The 16,014-nt window shown below is 62.2% G+C and carries 13 protein-coding genes; 6 read left to right on the forward strand and 7 right to left on the reverse strand.

Annotated features, from left to right (window positions below; translation table 11 throughout):
• Positions 1–230: 230 nt before the first annotated feature.
• The gene (locus BLS27_RS08635) at positions 231–3,107 is read left to right on the forward strand and encodes a putative bifunctional diguanylate cyclase/phosphodiesterase (RefSeq protein ID WP_167358078.1); all 2,877 of its coding nucleotides are present in this window, start codon (positions 231–233) and stop codon (positions 3,105–3,107) included.
• A gap of 6 nt (positions 3,108–3,113) precedes the next feature.
• On the opposite strand, the gene zwf is transcribed toward BLS27_RS08635, so the two are convergent.
• Positions 3,114–4,556 carry a glucose-6-phosphate dehydrogenase gene (zwf, locus tag BLS27_RS08640; protein WP_043209973.1) on the reverse strand — a complete coding sequence of 481 codons (1,443 nt, stop codon included), beginning with the start codon at positions 4,554–4,556 and terminating at the stop codon, positions 3,114–3,116.
• A 104-nt stretch (positions 4,557–4,660) separates the two neighbouring features.
• Here zwf and hexR point away from each other — a divergent pair, with 104 nt between their 5' ends.
• Together hexR and BLS27_RS08650 are read left to right on the forward strand one after the other, a co-directional pair.
• Positions 4,661–5,527, forward strand: a complete 867-nt coding sequence (hexR, locus tag BLS27_RS08645; RefSeq protein ID WP_043209971.1) for a transcriptional regulator HexR — start codon at positions 4,661–4,663, stop codon at positions 5,525–5,527.
• A gap of 127 nt (positions 5,528–5,654) precedes the next feature.
• Entirely contained in the window at positions 5,655–5,873 is a 219-nt protein-coding gene (locus tag BLS27_RS08650) for a PA3496 family putative envelope integrity protein (protein WP_080642090.1), read from the forward strand.
• Here BLS27_RS08650 and BLS27_RS08655 read toward each other — a convergent pair.
• Complete coding sequence (locus BLS27_RS08655) at positions 5,815–6,777, reverse strand: LysR family transcriptional regulator (RefSeq protein ID WP_043209969.1); 963 nt, start codon at positions 6,775–6,777, stop codon at positions 5,815–5,817. The two genes, BLS27_RS08650 and BLS27_RS08655, sit on opposite strands and share 59 nt — an antisense overlap.
• Positions 6,778–6,966: 189 nt before the next feature.
• On the opposite strand from BLS27_RS08655, the gene BLS27_RS08660 reads away from it, so the two are divergent.
• Together BLS27_RS08660 and oadA are read left to right on the forward strand one after the other, a co-directional pair.
• Positions 6,967–8,382: an acetyl-CoA carboxylase biotin carboxylase subunit gene (locus BLS27_RS08660; protein WP_070093419.1), complete on the forward strand. Its 1,416-nt coding sequence runs from the start codon at positions 6,967–6,969 to the stop codon at positions 8,380–8,382.
• Between the two features lie 11 nt (positions 8,383–8,393).
• On the forward strand, positions 8,394–10,202 hold the full coding sequence (oadA, locus tag BLS27_RS08665) for a sodium-extruding oxaloacetate decarboxylase subunit alpha (protein WP_043209967.1): 1,809 nt from the start codon (positions 8,394–8,396) through the stop codon (positions 10,200–10,202).
• Between the two features lie 147 nt (positions 10,203–10,349).
• Here the strand turns inward: oadA and BLS27_RS08670 are convergent, their stop codons facing one another.
• The 3 genes from BLS27_RS08670 to BLS27_RS08680 are packed head-to-tail and all read right to left on the reverse strand — an operon-like array spanning position 10,350 to position 12,113.
• The gene (locus tag BLS27_RS08670) at positions 10,350–11,021 is read right to left on the reverse strand and encodes a GNAT family N-acetyltransferase (protein ID WP_090344160.1); all 672 of its coding nucleotides are present in this window, start codon (positions 11,019–11,021) and stop codon (positions 10,350–10,352) included.
• A gap of 4 nt (positions 11,022–11,025) precedes the next feature.
• Entirely contained in the window at positions 11,026–11,472 is a 447-nt protein-coding gene (locus BLS27_RS08675; protein WP_090344162.1) for a GNAT family N-acetyltransferase, read from the reverse strand.
• 11 nt (positions 11,473–11,483) lie between these two features.
• A complete protein-coding gene (locus BLS27_RS08680; RefSeq protein ID WP_090344165.1) occupies positions 11,484–12,113 on the reverse strand; it encodes an FMN-binding negative transcriptional regulator in 630 nt (209 codons plus the stop codon).
• A gap of 89 nt (positions 12,114–12,202) precedes the next feature.
• On the opposite strand from BLS27_RS08680, the gene pdxR reads away from it, so the two are divergent.
• Positions 12,203–13,741 (forward strand): MocR-like pyridoxine biosynthesis transcription factor PdxR, encoded by a 1,539-nt coding sequence (gene pdxR / locus BLS27_RS08685; protein WP_090344167.1) that lies wholly within the window; start codon positions 12,203–12,205, stop codon positions 13,739–13,741.
• Between the two features lie 81 nt (positions 13,742–13,822).
• Here the strand turns inward: pdxR and BLS27_RS08690 are convergent, their stop codons facing one another.
• Together BLS27_RS08690 and BLS27_RS08695 are read right to left on the reverse strand one after the other, a co-directional pair.
• Positions 13,823–14,926 carry a polyamine ABC transporter substrate-binding protein gene (locus BLS27_RS08690; protein ID WP_090344169.1) on the reverse strand — a complete coding sequence of 368 codons (1,104 nt, stop codon included), beginning with the start codon at positions 14,924–14,926 and terminating at the stop codon, positions 13,823–13,825.
• Positions 14,926–15,969, reverse strand: coding sequence for a histone deacetylase family protein (locus BLS27_RS08695; protein ID WP_090344171.1), 1,044 nt, complete (start codon positions 15,967–15,969; stop codon positions 14,926–14,928). The genes BLS27_RS08690 and BLS27_RS08695 overlap by 1 nt, the downstream gene beginning before the upstream one ends.
• Positions 15,970–16,014 lie beyond the last annotated feature (45 nt).

Consider the following 16,014-nt stretch of genomic DNA (forward strand, 5'->3'; position numbering starts at 1 on the left):
TAGGGCCGCGCAGGGGGCAGGGGCAAACGGCCCCCGGAGAAATCTTGCAGGCGGTGCCAGGCCGTTCATCGGCGGCCTGGGCAGAGGCCTGTTCTTGAGCGGTCTGAGTAAACGGCCGCCGGTATTTTTGAAAACATGACGTAGAGCAGTTTGGCCCAGGCCATGGCTTGTGTATGCTCGCTGCACTTTTGCGGTCTGCCAATACAAGAACACAACAAGAACACGACCCTATGACCCAGGATTTCGCGGCGATCGGAGCATCGCCGGAGACGGCAAGGAGTGTGCGCAGGCAATTTGCGACCCAGCTCTGCATCGAGCGTACCCGTCTTCTCTATCAGGGCTCATTGCTGCCCACCCTGCTGATGCTGATCAACGGCCTGCTGTGCGCCTGGCTGTTGTGGAGCCCTGAGCGCTATCTGCTGGTCAGTGTATGGCTGGCCTGGCTGTTGGCGCTGGTGGCCCTGCGGGTGATCCAGGTCGCGGCCTTCGATGCGGCCACGCCAGCGCGTCAAGCCAAGGCGTCCTGGCAGCACATGTTCCTGTCCGGCTCGGCCTTCAGCGGCCTGACCTTGGCCTGTGCGGCGATCGCCTTGGTGCCGGTGGACGATTTCGTGCAGCAGGCCTGGGTGTTCGGACTGTTGGGGGCGGCGGCGTTGTCGGCCAGTGTCGCCTATGCCGTGAGCCTGCCGGCGTTTCTCAGTTTCGCCTTGCCCTGCCTGTTGCCGCCCATTGTGTTCCTGTTCTACTTCGATGCCGGTGCGCAGCGCGGCTGGGGCTGGCTCGGCCTGATCCTGCTGGGGGCGCTGATGGTGGTGGCCTGGCAGGTTAACCGCTTGCTCGAGCGCAGCCTGTTGCGCCGTTTCCAGAACCAGGCGTTGATCGAACACCTGCAGAGCGCCCAGCACCGTGGTGAGCAACTGAACCAGGCGTTGCTGGTCGAGGTGCGGCAGCGTCGTCATGCCGAAGACCAACTGCGCCAGGCCCAGGCTGGGCTCGAGCAGCGAGTGCTTCAACGCAGCCATGAGCTGGACCTGGCCAACCAGGCCCTGGGCAAGAGCGAGCAGCGCCTGGCCCTGGCGCTTGAGGCCAGCGAGTTGGGGTTGTGGGATTGGAACCTGCTCACCGACGAAGTGCATCACACGCAGCTGTACGCCTTGTTCGGCCTGGACCCGGAGCAGGTCCGCTCGGTCCGCGCCGACCTAAAGCCGCGCCTGCACCCGGACGATCTGCCGTTGCTGCGCAGGACATTGGTCGAACACCTCAAAGGCCGTACCGAGGACTACCGGGTCGAATACCGCATCCGGCATACCCAGGGGAATTGGCGCTGGATCGAAGACCGAGGCCGTGCCGTGGAACACGCCGCCGACGGCCGAGTCCTGCGCATGCTCGGCACACGGCGTGACATCACCGCGCAAAAGGAGCAGGAAGAACAGCAGCGTCTGGCGGCCACGGTGTTCGAAGCGGCCAGTGAAGGGATCGCGATCCTGGATGCGGGCTTCCAACTGCTGGCCGTCAACCAGGCCTTTTGCCAAATCACTGGCTTCGACCGGGAAGAGCTATTGCAGCGCAATGCCCTGGAGTTGCCCTGCAGCCGGGACGCCAGGCGTCACAGCCAGGCGATCGGCCAGGCGCTGGAGCAGCAGGGGCGCTGGCAGGGCGAGCTGGTCGAGGCGCGACGCAACGGCGAACTGTACCCCCAGTGGTTGCAGCTCAATGGCGTGCGTGACGCGCGGGGCAACATCAGCAATATCGTAGGCTTCTTCACCGACCTGTCGGCCCGACGGGAGTCGGAGGAGCGCCTGCGCTACCTGGCCCACTACGACGACCTCACCGGGCTGGCCAACCGCGCCCTGTTCCGCCTGCGTTTGCATGAGGCCGGGCAACGGGTTCGGGTGAACGGGCGCAGCCTGGCGTTGCTGCACATCGACTTGGACCGCTTCAAGCTGCTCAACGAAAGCTTGGGCCACGAACTGGCCGACCAGCTGTTGAAGAAAATGGCCCTGCGCATCGCCAATGCGGTACCTGAAGCAGACACCGTCGCGCGCTTGTCTGGCGATGAGTTCGTCGTGCTGTTCGATGGCTACAGCAACCTTTCCAGCCTGGTGCGAGTGACGACCCGCCTGCTCGACAAGTTGCGCGTCCCGCAACGTCTGGGTGGGCATGAGCTGGTGATCAGTGCCTCGGTCGGCATCAGCGTGTTGTCGGACCCCAGTTTCGACCTCAACGCATTGCTCAGCCAGGCGGACATGGCCAAGCAGCATGCCAAGCATCTGGGCGGCGACAACTTCCAGTTCTATACCGAAAGCCTGCGCGCCAGCACCCTGGAGCGCCTGCAGCTGGAAAACCACTTGCGCAAAGCCATCGACGAAGGCCAATTGCTGGTCTACTACCAACCCAAGCTTTGCCTGCGCAGCGGCCGCCTGCTCGCCGCCGAAGCGTTGGTGCGCTGGCAGCATCCGCAGTGGGGCATGGTGCCGCCGGGCGACTTCATCGGCCTTGCCGAAGAAACCGGACTGATCGGGCCGATGGGCGAGTTCGTGCTGCGCGAAGCGTGCTGGCAGGCTTTTGAATGGCGGCGTCAGGGCATGAGCGTGCGGGTTTCGGTGAACCTCTCCGGCTATCAACTACGCCAAGGCAAGATCGTCAGCCTGGTGCGTCAGGTGCTGGCGGAAACGGGCCTTGCGCCGCAGTTGCTGGAGCTGGAACTGACCGAGAGCCAATTGCTGGACAGCGTCGAGCACATCATCTCGACGTTCCAGCAACTGCACCAGCTGGGGGTCAAGTTGGCGATCGACGACTTCGGTACCGGCTACTCCTCGCTGAGCTATCTCAAGCGCTTCCCGGTGGACTACGTGAAGATCGACCAGGCGTTCATTCGCGGTCTGCAGGAGGGCAGCCAGGATGCGGCGATCATCCGCGCGATCATCGCCATGGCCAAGAGTCTGGGCTTGAAGGTCGTGGCTGAAGGGGTGGAAACCCAGGAGCAGCTTGCCTTCCTGCATGATCACGGGTGTGACGAGGCGCAGGGGTATCTGATCAGCAGGCCGCTGGATGCCCAGGCGTTCAAGGCTTTGCTGGATAAATCCCCGAGCATCCTGATGAGCTGATCGATTTCAGCTGTGCCAATGCCGGCCCTGATGGGCCAGCAGGCTGTTGGCCTGCTCCGGGCCGTTGCTGCCGGCAGGGTAGGGGCGAGGCGCCTGGAAGTGCTCTTCCCAGCCTTGCAGGATCGGATCGATCCAGGCCCAGGCGGCTTCGACCTCATCGCGACGCATGAACAAGGTCGAATCGCCCGCGAGCACATCCAGCAGCAGCCGCTCGTAGGCTTCCCAGCGACGGGTCTGGCCGAACACTTGAGCCAGGTTCAGGTCCAGCTCCACCGGCTCCAGACGCATGCCTTTGCCCGGGCTCTTGGTCATCATGCGCAGGCTGATGCGTTCATCGGGTTGCAGCTGGATCAGCAACTGGTTGACCTGCCCGCCACTGAATAGCTCATGGGGCACCGGTTTGAACTGGATGACGATCTGCGAGGAGCGTCGTGCCATGCGTTTGCCGGTACGCAAGTAGAAGGGCACGCCAGCCCAGCGCCAGTTATCGATGTGCGCCTGGACCGCGACGAAGGTCTCGGTGTCGCTGTCATTGTCCACGTCCTTTTCGAAGTAGTAGGCCGGCACTTCCTGGCCGCCGATCCGGCCGGCGCCGTATTGCCCGCGCACGGTCTTGTCCTGCACATCCTGACCGGTGATCGGTTTGAGGGCACGCAGGATCTTCACTTTCTCGTCACGCACCGCTTCGGCTTCGAACTGTGCCGGCGGCTCCATGGCCACCAGGCACAGAAGCTGAAGCAGGTGGTTCTGCAGCATGTCACGGGTTGCGCCTGCGCGGTCGTAGTAGGCGCCGCGGTTCTCCACGCCCAATGTCTCGCAGACGCTGATCTGCACGTGGTCGACCTGGCCATTGCGCCAGACCGGCTCTAAGAGGGCGTTGGCAAAACGTAGCGCCATGAGGTTCTGCACGGTCTCCTTGCCCAAGTAGTGATCGATGCGAAACACCTGGGACTCGTCGAACACCGCGCCGATCGCTTCGTTGATGGCCGTGGCTGACTCAAGGGAGTGGCCGATGGGTTTTTCCAGCACGATACGCGCCTCGCTGTCGGCAAGGCCTGCGATGCGCAGATGGTTGGCGATGGGCACGAACAGGTTGGGTGCGGTCGCCAGGTAGTAGATGCGCGCCAAGCCGCCAGGCTCGCCCAGGTAGCGTGCCAGGCGAACGAAATCAGCGCTTTGCGAGGCATCCATGGCGAAGTAGTCCAGACGTGCGCAAAAACGTCGCCAGACCTCTTCGTCGAAATCCTGCCGGGCGATCTGCGCCCTGCAATTGCGTTCAGCGAGCTTGAGGTATTCATCCCGGGGCAGGTTGCGCCGCGCCAGGGCGATGATCCTCACGGCATTGTGCAGGCGGGCCTCGCGGTACAGGTGGTAGAGCGCCGGCAGTAGTTTGTGCAGGGCCAGATCGCCCGTACCGCCGAAGACCAGGATGTCGCAAGGAATAGTCAAAACCACCACTCTCCACATTGGTTTAGCTGGGCGGGTCGCTGGTCATGTAGTATAACTACAAGAAAGCTACATCCCGGCCAGCCGATCATAACCGAGTCCAGCCTGTGAATCTGTTGCAACATATCGCCCAATCGCGCCATTTGCTGCGCAAATCGGAACTGAAAGTGGCCGACCATGTGCTGCTAGATCCGGCTGCCGTCATGCACAGTTCGATGGCCGACCTTGCCCACAGCGTGGGCATCAGCGAGCCGACCATCGTGCGTTTCTGCCGCGCGATCGGCTGTTCGGGCTTCCAGGATCTCAAGCTCAAGCTGGCCCAGAGCCTGGCTGCAGGCGCCAGTTTCGGTCAGTTCGCAATCCATGAAGATGACTCGGTCGCCGACTATAGCCTGAAGATCTTCGATACCACCCTGCACACCCTGATGGAAGTGCGTGAGCACCTCAATCCCCAGGCTCTGCAGCAGGCGGTGACCGCCATGGCCCAGGCCCAGCGCGTGGAGTTCTATGGTTTCGGTGCCTCCGGCGCGGTGGCCGCCGATGCCCAGCACAAGTTCTTCCGCCTATTGCTCAGCGCTGCGGCGTACTCCGACCCGCACATGCAAGCCATGTCGGCGGTGACCCTCAAACCTGGCGATGTAGCGGTGTGCATTTCCCAGTCGGGTCGCTCCAAGGATCTGTTGATCACCGCCAATCTGGTGCGTGAAAGCGGCGCCAACCTGATCACCCTTTGCCCGAGCCAGACGCCGTTGGCCGAATTGTCCACTGTCAACCTGGCCATCGACGTGCACGAAGACACCGAGATCTACACCCCGCTGACTTCGCGCATCGCTCACCTTGTAGTGATCGACGTACTGGCCATGGGCGTGGCCATGGCCCGCGGACCGAGCCTGGTGAATCACCTCAAGAGCGTGAAACGCAGTTTGCGTAGCCTGCGACTGTCGCCCAAGTCGATCAAGGCGACCGACGACTGAGCCTGCTGCCGATGCAGGGGCCAGAACAGGCAAAGCAAATTTCACGGTTTTGTCACCAATCCACAGCCAAACCGTAAACCTGCAAGGCCAACCTGTAGCTCCCCGCATCCTAACTGGGAGACAGGCAATGGCACGTGATCATGACGGTTCGTTCCAACCCACCGCCAAAGCTCGCAAGCAGCAGGAAAAGGACCAGCGCCGCATGGAGTTCCGCCGTGCGATCGAAAGCTACTGCGACCAGCGTCAGTTGCTGCGCGACATTACCGACTACCCCGACCTGCGAGACATCACGGTTTGGCAGGTATCGGCGGCATCTTCCCCGAAAATCGCTCCACAAGCCCGCTGATTTTCGCCCGTTCATTACGTATGAATGCAAGAAAGGCCAAGGCCACCGGTGATTGCCGCTTGGCCTTGGACTGCACCACGCACCAACTGCGATACAGCGGCAACTCCTCTACCGGCAGTTCTTTCAGCACCCCGGTGGCCAACTCCAAGTTCAGCGCATGGCGGGTGAGCAGCGCGATGCCGAGGCCTGCGATCACGCACTCGCGTTGGGCATCGGCCGAGGCGACTTCCAGCGTCTGAGTGAAGTGCACGCGTTTGTCCTTGAAGTATTCCTCGCAGGCCTTGCGGGTGCCCGAACCCTGCTCGCGAATCAGCAAGGTATGAGGCTCGAGATCCTGCAGGCGCAGCTTCTCCAGCTTGCACAGCGGATGGTCCGGCGGTGCCACGGCCACGATCGGGTTGTTCAGGAACGGCATGAACTCAAGCCCCATGTCCTGGGGCACCATCGACATGATGATCAGGTCGTCGCGGTTGTCCGAAAGCCGGCGGATCGCCTGTGCCCGATTGACCACCGTCAGGGTCAGGTTGACCTCTGGATGGCGTTGCTTGAACGCGGCGAACAAGTGGGGCACGAAGTACTTGGCGCTGGATTCGATCGCAAGTTTCAGTTGGCCCTGCAGTGAGCCCTGCATGTCCGAGAGCTGCATGTCGAGGTTTTCCAGGCGACCGAAGATGTCCCGGCTGGCGCGCTGCAGGGCCTCGGCCGCTTCGGTCAGGTAGAGCTTCTTGCCCACGTACTCGAACAGCGGCTGGCCAATCAGCTCCTCGAGCTGACGGATCTGTAGACTTACGGCGGGTTGCGTCAATGCCATTTCTTCCGCCGCCCGGCTGTAGGAGCGCAGATCGCATACCTCGTTAAAGATTTGCAACTGACGCAATGTCATACGCATCAACGACTTACGCATTTTTCCACAGGCTCCCGCAAAACCTTGTTACGGCACTATAAGCTTTTGCTTATGTCGACCCTAACAAATATTGATTTTTGTTTATCAACCTACAGCGATAGGGTTGGTTTGCGACTGGCCAGCAACCTCTGGCCACGCGCCGACCGGGGAATCCGGCTCGTGTGTTCCATCGGCTTTGGGAAGACTCCAGTGATAAAAAAAATCCTGATCGCCAACCGGGGTGAAATCGCAGTTCGGATCGTGCGTGCGTGCGCCGAGATGGGCATTCGCTCTGTGGCGATCTATTCCGACGCCGACCGTCATGCCTTGCACGTCAAGCGCGCCGACGAGGCCTACAGCATCGGTGCCGAGCCCCTGGCCGGCTATCTGAACCCGCGCAAGCTGGTCAACCTGGCCGTGGAAACCGGCTGTGATGCCTTGCATCCAGGTTACGGCTTCCTGTCGGAAAACGCCGAGCTCGCGGAAATCTGCGCAGAGCGTGGCATCAAGTTCATCGGCCCTGCCGCCGACGTCATTCGCCGCATGGGCGACAAGACTGAAGCGCGCCGCACCATGATCCAGGCCGGTGTGCCGGTAACGCCCGGTACCGAAGGCAACGTCGCCGACATCCACGAAGCCCTGGCCGAAGGTGATCGTATCGGTTACCCGGTCATGCTCAAGGCCACCTCGGGTGGTGGCGGTCGTGGTATCCGTCGCTGCAACAGCCGCGAAGAGCTCGAGCAAGCTTTCCCCCGCGTGATCTCCGAGGCCACCAAGGCCTTCGGCTCGGCGGAAGTGTTCCTGGAAAAATGCATCGTCAACCCCAAGCACATCGAGGCGCAGATCCTAGGTGACAGCTTCGGCAACGTGGTGCACCTGTTCGAGCGCGACTGCTCGATCCAGCGCCGCAACCAGAAGCTCATCGAAATCGCCCCCAGCCCTCAGCTGACCCCGGAACAGCGCGCCTACATCGGCGACCTGGCGGTCCGCGCGGCCAAGGCCGTGAACTACGAGAACGCCGGTACCGTGGAGTTCCTGCTCGCCGATGGCGAGGTGTACTTCATGGAAATGAACACTCGCGTGCAGGTGGAACACACCATCACCGAAGAAATCACCGGCATCGACATCGTGCGCGAGCAAATCCGCATCGCCTCGGGCCTGCCGCTGTCGGTCAAGCAGGAAGACATCCAGCACCGCGGCTACGCGTTGCAGTTTCGCATCAACGCCGAAGACCCGAAGAACAACTTCCTGCCCAGCTTCGGCAAGATCACCCGTTATTACGCGCCCGGTGGCCCAGGTGTGCGTACCGACACCGCGATCTACACCGGCTACACCATTCCGCCGTTCTATGACTCCATGTGCCTGAAACTGGTGGTTTGGGCATTGACCTGGGAAGAAGCCATGGACCGTGGCCTGCGGGCCCTGGACGACATGCGTGTGCAGGGCGTGAAGACCACCGCCGCGTATTACCAGGAGATCCTGCGCAATCCGGAATTCCGTAGCGGCCAGTTCAACACCAGCTTCGTGGAAAGCCACCCGGAACTGACCAATTACTCGATCAAGCGCAAACCCGAAGAGCTGGCCCTGGCCATCGCCGCCGCCATTGCTGCACACGCAGGCCTGTGAGGAACCGAATAATGTCCAAGAAAATCTTTGTCACCGACACAATCCTGCGCGACGCCCACCAGTCCCTGCTGGCCACCCGCATGCGCACCGAAGACATGCTGCCGATCTGCGACAAGCTCGACAAGGTGGGCTACTGGTCTCTGGAAGTCTGGGGTGGCGCGACCTTCGACGCCTGCGTGCGCTTCCTCAAGGAAGACCCGTGGGAGCGTCTGCGCAAGCTGCGCGCCGCCCTGCCTAACACCCGCCTGCAGATGCTGTTGCGTGGCCAGAACCTGCTGGGCTACCGCCACTACAGCGACGACGTGGTCAAGGCCTTCGTCGCCAAGGCCGCGGTCAATGGCATTGACGTGTTCCGTATCTTCGACGCCATGAACGACGTGCGTAACCTGCGTGTGGCCATCGAAGCGGTCAAGGCTGCCGGCAAGCACGCCCAGGGCACCATCGCCTACACCACCAGCCCCGTGCACACCATCGACGCCTTCGTCGCCCAGGCCAAGCAGATGGAAGCCATGGGCTGCGACTCGGTCGCGATCAAGGACATGGCCGGCCTGCTGACCCCATTCGCCACCGGCGAGCTGGTCAAGGCGCTCAAAGCTGAACAATCGCTGCCGGTGTTCATCCACTCCCACGATACCGCTGGCCTGGCCGCCATGTGCCAACTCAAGGCCGTGGAAAACGGTGCCGACCACATCGATACCGCGATCTCCAGCTTCGCCTGGGGCACCAGCCACCCAGGGACAGAGTCGATGGTCGCCGCGCTCAAGGGCACCGAGTTCGATACCGGCCTGGATCTGGAACTGCTGCAGGAAATCGGTCTGTACTTCTATGCCGTGCGCAAGAAGTACCACCAGTTCGAGAGCGAGTTCACCGCCGTGGACACCCGCGTGCAGGTCAACCAGGTGCCAGGCGGCATGATTTCCAACCTGGCCAACCAGCTCAAGGAGCAAGGCGCCCTGAGCCGCATGAACGAAGTGCTGGCGGAGATCCCACGCGTACGTGAAGACCTCGGCTACCCGCCGCTGGTGACCCCGACCTCGCAGATCGTCGGCACCCAGGCCTTCTTCAACGTGCTGGCCGGCGAGCGCTACAAGACCATCACCAACGAGGTGAAGCTTTACCTGCAAGGCGGCTATGGCAAGGCGCCGGGTGTGGTCAACGAACAACTGCGTCGCCAGGCGATCGGCAGCGAAGAAGTGATCGACGTGCGCCCGGCCGACCTGCTCAAGCCGGAGATGGCCAAGCTGCGTGCCGATATCGGCAACCTGGCTCGCTGCGAGGAAGACGTGCTGACCTACGCGATGTTCCCGGACATCGGTCGCAAGTTCCTCGAGGAGCGTGAAGCCGGCACCCTGACTCCAGAAGCCCTGCTGCCGATTCCGGAAGCCGGTGCCGTGGCAGGCTCGGGCGGCGAAGGTGTACCGACCGAGTTCGTCATCGACGTGCACGGCGAGACTTACCGCGTCGATATCACCGGTGTGGGCGTCAAGGCCGAAGGCAAGCGTCACTTCTATCTGTCCATCGATGGCATGCCGGAAGAGGTGGTGTTCGAGCCGCTCAACGAGTTCGTCAGCGGCGGTGGCAGCAAGCGCAAGCAGGCCACTGGCCCAGGTCACGTGAGCACCACCATGCCGGGCAACATCGTCGATGTGTTGGTCAAGGAAGGTGACACCGTCAAGGCCGGCCAACCGGTGCTGATCACCGAAGCGATGAAGATGGAGACCGAAGTCCAGGCCCCGATTGCCGGCAAGGTCACTGCCATCCACGTGGCCAAGGGTGATCGCGTCACGCCGGGCGAGATCCTGATCGAGATCGAAGGCTGATCCAAGCCTTCGACAGCAAGCGGTTTACCTCATGGGGAGCGATATGCTCCCCTTTTTTTGTGCTGAATTTGTCGGTCTCTTTCACCAGCAGGCCCGTTCCCAGAGGGATAACGCATCCCCGTGGGAGTGGGTGTACCGCCGGCACTCTCAGCCTTTACGGCAGGCTTCCAAGGTCTTCACTTGCCCCTCGGGCTGCTGGTTCTCTTCGCTCAACCAGCGCTCGAAGCCTGCCGCCACGCTTGGCCACTCATCATCGGTGATCGAGTACCAGGCCGTGTCCCGGTTGTGATCCTTGACCACCATGTGCTTGCGGAACACCCCTTCGAAGACAAAGCCGAAGCGCTCGGCGGTGCGTTTGGAGCGGGCATTGGCGTTGTTGCACTTCCACTCCAGGCGCCGGTTGCCCAAGGCAAAGCCGAGCTGGCTCAGCAAGTAGACGGCCTCGGTGCCGCGAGGGGTGCGCTGCATGGCGGCGCCGAAGGCGATGTGGCCGATCTCGAAGCGGCCCTGTTCGGGGACGATCGACATGTAGCTCAGGATGCCCTGGGCCTGGCCGGTGGCGCGGTCGATGACGCTGTAGAACAGCGGGTCGCGACTGGCGGCGTTGCCTTCGAGCCAGCGGTCGAAGCTGGCGCGCTCATTGAAAGGCCCATAGGGCAGGTAGTCCCACAGCACTGGGTCCGAGCCAGGGCCCTGCAACACGTCCCAAAGGTCATTGCCGTGGCGGGCCGGGTCGAGTTTTTCCAGGCGGACGAAGCGTCCTTCGAGGGGCTCGGCGTTGGGCGTTGCCGCGGGCTTCCAGTTCAGTGCGTCTGTCATGGGCCTACAAGCCTTTGCGAAATTGAATGAAGCCCGGCCGCTCTGCGACTTGTTCGTACAGGCTGATGGCGGTGGCGTTGGTCTCGTGGGTGAGCCAGTGCACCTTGATGCAGCCGGCTGCCTTGGCGGTCGCGTAGACATGCTCGATCAGCTGGCGACCAATGCCCAGGCCGCGCTGGTCGGCGTTGACGTACAGGTCTTGCAGGTAGCACGAATTCTCGATGCTCCAGTTGGAGCGGTGATAGATCCAATTGACCATCCCCACGGCTTTGCCATCGACCCAGGCCAACGCCGAGTGGGTGGGCTCGTTCTCATCGAGCAAACGCTGCCAGGTGCTGGCGCTGACCTCATCGGCCAATCCGGTTTCGTAGAAGCGCAGATAGGCATGCCAGAGGGCGAGCCAGGCGGCATGGTCGTTGGCGCGCACTGGGCGCAGGGTAACGCTGGGCATGGTCTTTTCCTTCAGAGTGGGCGCATGTGCGCTGCGAGTTGGTTGTCCAGGTAATCGGAACTGCTGGCCAGACCGTCACGTACGCCAGCGATGTCTTGCGCCGAGCGGTTCTGGCTGAGCTTGCGCGCGCCTTGCAGACGGGCAATGGGCATGCGCAGGCCGACGATGGCGCGCAGCATGCCATCGATGTAATCGCTGGGTGCGTCGCTCACCTTCCAGGGTTTGGCGCGGTCTTGTTCGTGCCGATCGCTCAGGCGGCTGACGATCGCCAGCAGGCGAGGGGCGTCGTGAATTACCTGCACCGCGCCATAGGCGTGCACGGCCAGGTAATTCCAGGTGGGCACGACCCTGGGGTTTTCGGTCTTGCTCGGGTAGTAGCTCGGGCTGACATAGGCATCTGCGCCTGGGAAAACCAGCAACGCTTCGCCGCCTTGCTCCAAGTCCCGCCATTGAGGGTTGGCCCGGGCCAGGTGAGCATAGACAGTGCCGTACTCGCCTTGAGCTGTATCGAGCAGCACGGGTAGATGGGTCGCGAGCAAGCCGTTTTCGCCGTGGCTGACCAGAACGGCGAGGCGGGTGTCGCACATTTGCTGGTGCAGGCGCGCGAGGTCATGTTCTTGGTGGGGCTTGGCGTTGTACATGCGAGATTCCTTGTCCAATGGCTTCATCCTAGGCAGGCTATTGGTACTCTGTAAGAGCCAATGCAGCCTGTTTTCATAGGTCCAATGCCATGAACGAATGTCCTCTCGCGCTGCCCTTCGACCCCACGGGTATCGTGCTCGACCGCCGGCGCGGGCTCAGCCAGCAGCTGTACCAGGCATTGCGGGCGCGGGTGCTGGATGGACGCCTGGGCAGTGGCACGCGTTTGCCCGCCACCCGCGACCTGGCGGCGATGTTATCGCTCTCGCGCAACAGCGTGGTGCGGGCCTACGACCAGCTGTATGCGGAGGGTTACATTGAAAGTCGGGTTGGCGATGGGACTTATGTGAGTCAGCTGCCCAAACTATCCACACAGCTATCCACAGGGTTATCCCAGGGGTTATCAACAGAGTTATCCACATTGTTGCCTTCTGATACTGAAGATTTATCCAGTTCAGGGCGCTCCAGCGAGCCTTTGCAGCTGCTTAAAAACAACCATCTTCCACCACCCAAGGCTGGTGCGCCGAGGGCTTTTCGCGTCGGTGTGCCGGCGTTCGATTTGTTTCCCTTTAAGGTCTGGGCCAGGCTGCAAGCGGGTTTCTGGCGAAATCCCGATCCTTCATCGCTCGGCTATGGCGATCCGGCGGGTGAACCGCAACTGCGCGAACTCGTCGCCGCCTACCTGCGACGCTCACGTGGGTTGTCGTGTGGCGCTGAACAAATTGTGATCACCAGCGGTGCCCAGCAGGCCATCAGCCTTTGTGCACAGTTGCTGTTGCAGCCAGGCGATGGAGTGGCTGTGGAAAACCCAGGGTACCGGGCGGCCGGCCACACTTTTGCGTTGGCGGGGGCGAAAGTCAGGGGCGTGCCAGTGGATGATGAAGGGCTGGATTGCGCGCAGCTGGCGCAACTTCCCGATTGCCGGATGGCCTATGTGACCCCGGCGCACCAGTACCCCACTGGCGTCACCATGAGCCTGGCCCGGCGCCTGTCATTGCTGGATTGGGCACAGCGTCAGGATGGCTGGATCATCGAGGACGACTACGACGGGGAGTATCGCTACAGCGGTGCGCCACTGGCGCCCTTGGCCTCCTTGGACCGGCAGGGACGGGTGCTGTACGTAGGCACGTTCGGCAAGATCGCCTTCCCGGCCCTGCGCCTGGGCTATCTGGTGCTGCCTCGACCGTTGGTGGAGGCATTCAGTCAGGGGCGGGCGTTGGCGGTGCGCCATTCGGAGGTCGGCACCCAGTGCGTAATGGCGCAATTCATGGCCCAGGGGCACTTTCAACGGCATATCCGGCGCATGCGCAAGGCAGCGCTGGCGCGTAGAAACGTGCTGAAAGCCGGGTGGCCGGAAGATGTGCCAGGGCTGGGTGCCATGCCGGAAGTGGCGGCTGGGCTGCATGTGAAGGTGGCTGTGGATAACCTTGCCCGTGAGCAAACATTAGTGGCCCTGGCAGAGGCGGTGGGGGTGGAAGTCAACCCGCTGAGCAGTTACTGGCTCGAGGACGGCAATGTCCCTGTGGATAAGCGCGCCGGATTGGTGCTGGGGTTCGCGGCGGTGCCTGAAGCGCAGATTGCGGATGCAGTGATGCGATTGCGCAGGGCGTGGCGACCTGTTCGCGGGTGAACCCGTTCTCACAGACACAGCGCTGTACTTACAGGCAGCGCTGTACCTGTGGGAGCGGGTTCAACCGCGAAGCATTCCAACTCAAGTCCCGGACTTGATGCGTGTCCAGGCCCGGGTGCGCGCCCGTTCGGCCTCGCGTGGCAGTGGCTTGAGGGTATACAGCTTGGCCATCGCTTCGGCGGTCGGGTACAGGTTGGGGTTGTTGCGGATCGCCGGGCTGACTTTGTCGGTGGCGTCCTTGTTGGGGTTGGGGTAGCCAACGAAGTCACTGATCGGCGCGATCACTTCAGGGCGCAACAGGTAGTTGATGAACCTGTGTGCATCCTCAGGATTGGCGGCATTCTTGGGAATCGCCAGCATGTCGAACCAGATCGGTGCACCTTCCTTGGGCAGGCGCATGTCCACCACCACGCCATTCTTGGCGTCGCGCGCGCGGTTGGCGGCCTGGGAGAAGCTACCCGAATACCCCACCGCCACGCAGATATCGCCGTTGGCGATGTCAGCCATGTACTTCGAGGAATGGAAGTAGGTGATGTGCGGGCGGATCTTCAGCATCAGATCCTCGGCTTTCTTGTAGTCGGCCGGCTTCTCGCTGTTCGGTGGCAGCCCCAGGTATTGCAGCGCCAAGGGCAGGATCTCCGACGGTGAATCGAGCAGGGCGACGCCGCACTGCTTGAGCTTGGCGATGTTCTCTTCCTTGAAGATCAGATCCCAGCTGTCCACGGGCGCCTTGTCGCCGAGCACCGCCTTGACCTTGTCCGGGTTGAAGCCGATCAGCACGGTGCCATACATGTACGGCACGGCGAACTTGTTGCCCGGATCGTTGGCCTCGATCAGCTTCATCAGCGCCGGATCCAGGTGCTGCCAGTTGGGGAGCTTGGATCGGTCCAGAGACTGGAACACACCGGCTTCGATTTGCTTGGCGAGGAACACGTTGGACGGCACCACCACGTCGTAGCCGGAGTTGCCGGTGAGCAGCTTGGCTTCCAGGGCTTCGTTGGTGTCGAAGATGTCGTAGATCAGCTTGACGCCGCTGTCCTTCTGGAAGTCCGTCAAGGTCTGCGGCGTGATGTAGTCGAACCAGTTGTACACGCGCAGGGTGCGCTGTTCGGCCTGGGCCTGAAGGGCTCCGGTGAACAGGGTGGCAGCGATGAACGGGGCGAGCAGACGCTTGAGTCGGACCATTACCGGGCTCCTGGCTGGGCATGCTGGAAGCCTTCCAGCACGTTGACTGCGTTGATACCGATTTCTTCCACAGCGTAGCCACCTTCCATCACGAACAAGGTCGGCTTGCCGAGCTGGCCGATACGCTTGCCCATCTCCAGGTAGTCTGGGCTGTCCAGCTTGAACTGCGAGATCGGATCGTCCTTGAAGGTATCCACGCCCAGGGACACCACCACCACGTCCGGCGCGTAGGCGGCGATACGCTGGCAGGCGTCCTCCAGGGCAGCGCTCCAGGCGGCCCAGTCACTGCCGGCGGGCAGCGGGTAATTGATATTGCAGCCTTCGCCTGCACCTTCGCCGGTTTCGTCGGCATAGCCGAGGAAGAACGGAAACTCGTCCTGCGGGTCGCCGTGGATCGAGGCGAAGAACACATCGCCGCGCTGGTAGAAGATGTCCTGGGTGCCATTGCCGTGGTGATAGTCGACATCGAGGATGGCGACCTTGCGGTGGCCTTGGTCAAGGAAGGCCTGGGCTGCGATGGCGGCGTTGTTGAGGTAGCAGTAGCCCCCCATCACTTCGGCCGCGGCATGGTGCCCTGGTGGACGGCACAGGGCGAATGCCGAATGGGCGCCTTGCTGGATCGCGGCCTGGGCAGTGAGGGCAACCTGGGCTGCACTGTAGGCGGCTTGCCAGGTACCGGCGGTGATCGGCGCGCCGGCATCGAAGCTGTAGTAGCCAAGCTCACCATGCAGGCCAGTCGGTTTGACCTTACGCAGGGTGCGGGCTGGCCAGGTGAAGGGCAGCAGGTCTCCTTCCTGGCCCAGCTGTGACCAGCGCGCCCAGGCCCCTTCGAAGAAGTCCAGGTAGTCGGCGCCATGCACCCGCAGCAAGGGCGCGCGGCCGAAATCACGTGGCCCTTCGACCGGACCCAGGTTGCGCTTCTTGACTTGCTCCAGGACGTGGTCAGCGCGCGAAGGCATCTCGAAGCAGGGCATCAGCTTGCCGTCGATCAGCTCGCAGCGGCCGTGGTGCAGGCGGTGATCATCAGAATAGATCGTCAGCATTTTTATTCTCCGGGTTTACTGGCGTGGCTTCATTGTGTGAGTCGG

The organism is Pseudomonas guariconensis, from assembly GCF_900102675.1.
GTDB lineage: Bacteria > Pseudomonadota > Gammaproteobacteria > Pseudomonadales > Pseudomonadaceae > Aquipseudomonas > Aquipseudomonas guariconensis.

Excerpts from the sequence above, each read along its gene's own strand:
- BLS27_RS08635 (WP_167358078.1), top strand. The coding sequence starts at position 231 with ATGACCCAGGATTTCGCGGCGATCGGAGCATCGCCGGAGACGGCAAGG.
- BLS27_RS08650 (WP_080642090.1), top strand. The coding sequence starts at position 5,655 with ATGGCACGTGATCATGACGGTTCGTTCCAACCCACCGCCAAAGCTCGC.
- BLS27_RS08655 (WP_043209969.1), bottom strand. The coding sequence starts at position 6,777 with ATGCGTAAGTCGTTGATGCGTATGACATTGCGTCAGTTGCAAATCTTT.
- oadA (WP_043209967.1), top strand. The coding sequence starts at position 8,394 with ATGTCCAAGAAAATCTTTGTCACCGACACAATCCTGCGCGACGCCCAC.
- BLS27_RS08670 (WP_090344160.1), bottom strand. The coding sequence starts at position 11,021 with ATGACAGACGCACTGAACTGGAAGCCCGCGGCAACGCCCAACGCCGAG.
- BLS27_RS08675 (WP_090344162.1), bottom strand. The coding sequence starts at position 11,472 with ATGCCCAGCGTTACCCTGCGCCCAGTGCGCGCCAACGACCATGCCGCC.
- BLS27_RS08680 (WP_090344165.1), bottom strand. The coding sequence starts at position 12,113 with ATGTACAACGCCAAGCCCCACCAAGAACATGACCTCGCGCGCCTGCAC.
- pdxR (WP_090344167.1), top strand. The coding sequence starts at position 12,203 with ATGAACGAATGTCCTCTCGCGCTGCCCTTCGACCCCACGGGTATCGTG.
- BLS27_RS08690 (WP_090344169.1), bottom strand. The coding sequence starts at position 14,926 with ATGGTCCGACTCAAGCGTCTGCTCGCCCCGTTCATCGCTGCCACCCTG.
- BLS27_RS08695 (WP_090344171.1), bottom strand. The coding sequence starts at position 15,969 with ATGCTGACGATCTATTCTGATGATCACCGCCTGCACCACGGCCGCTGC.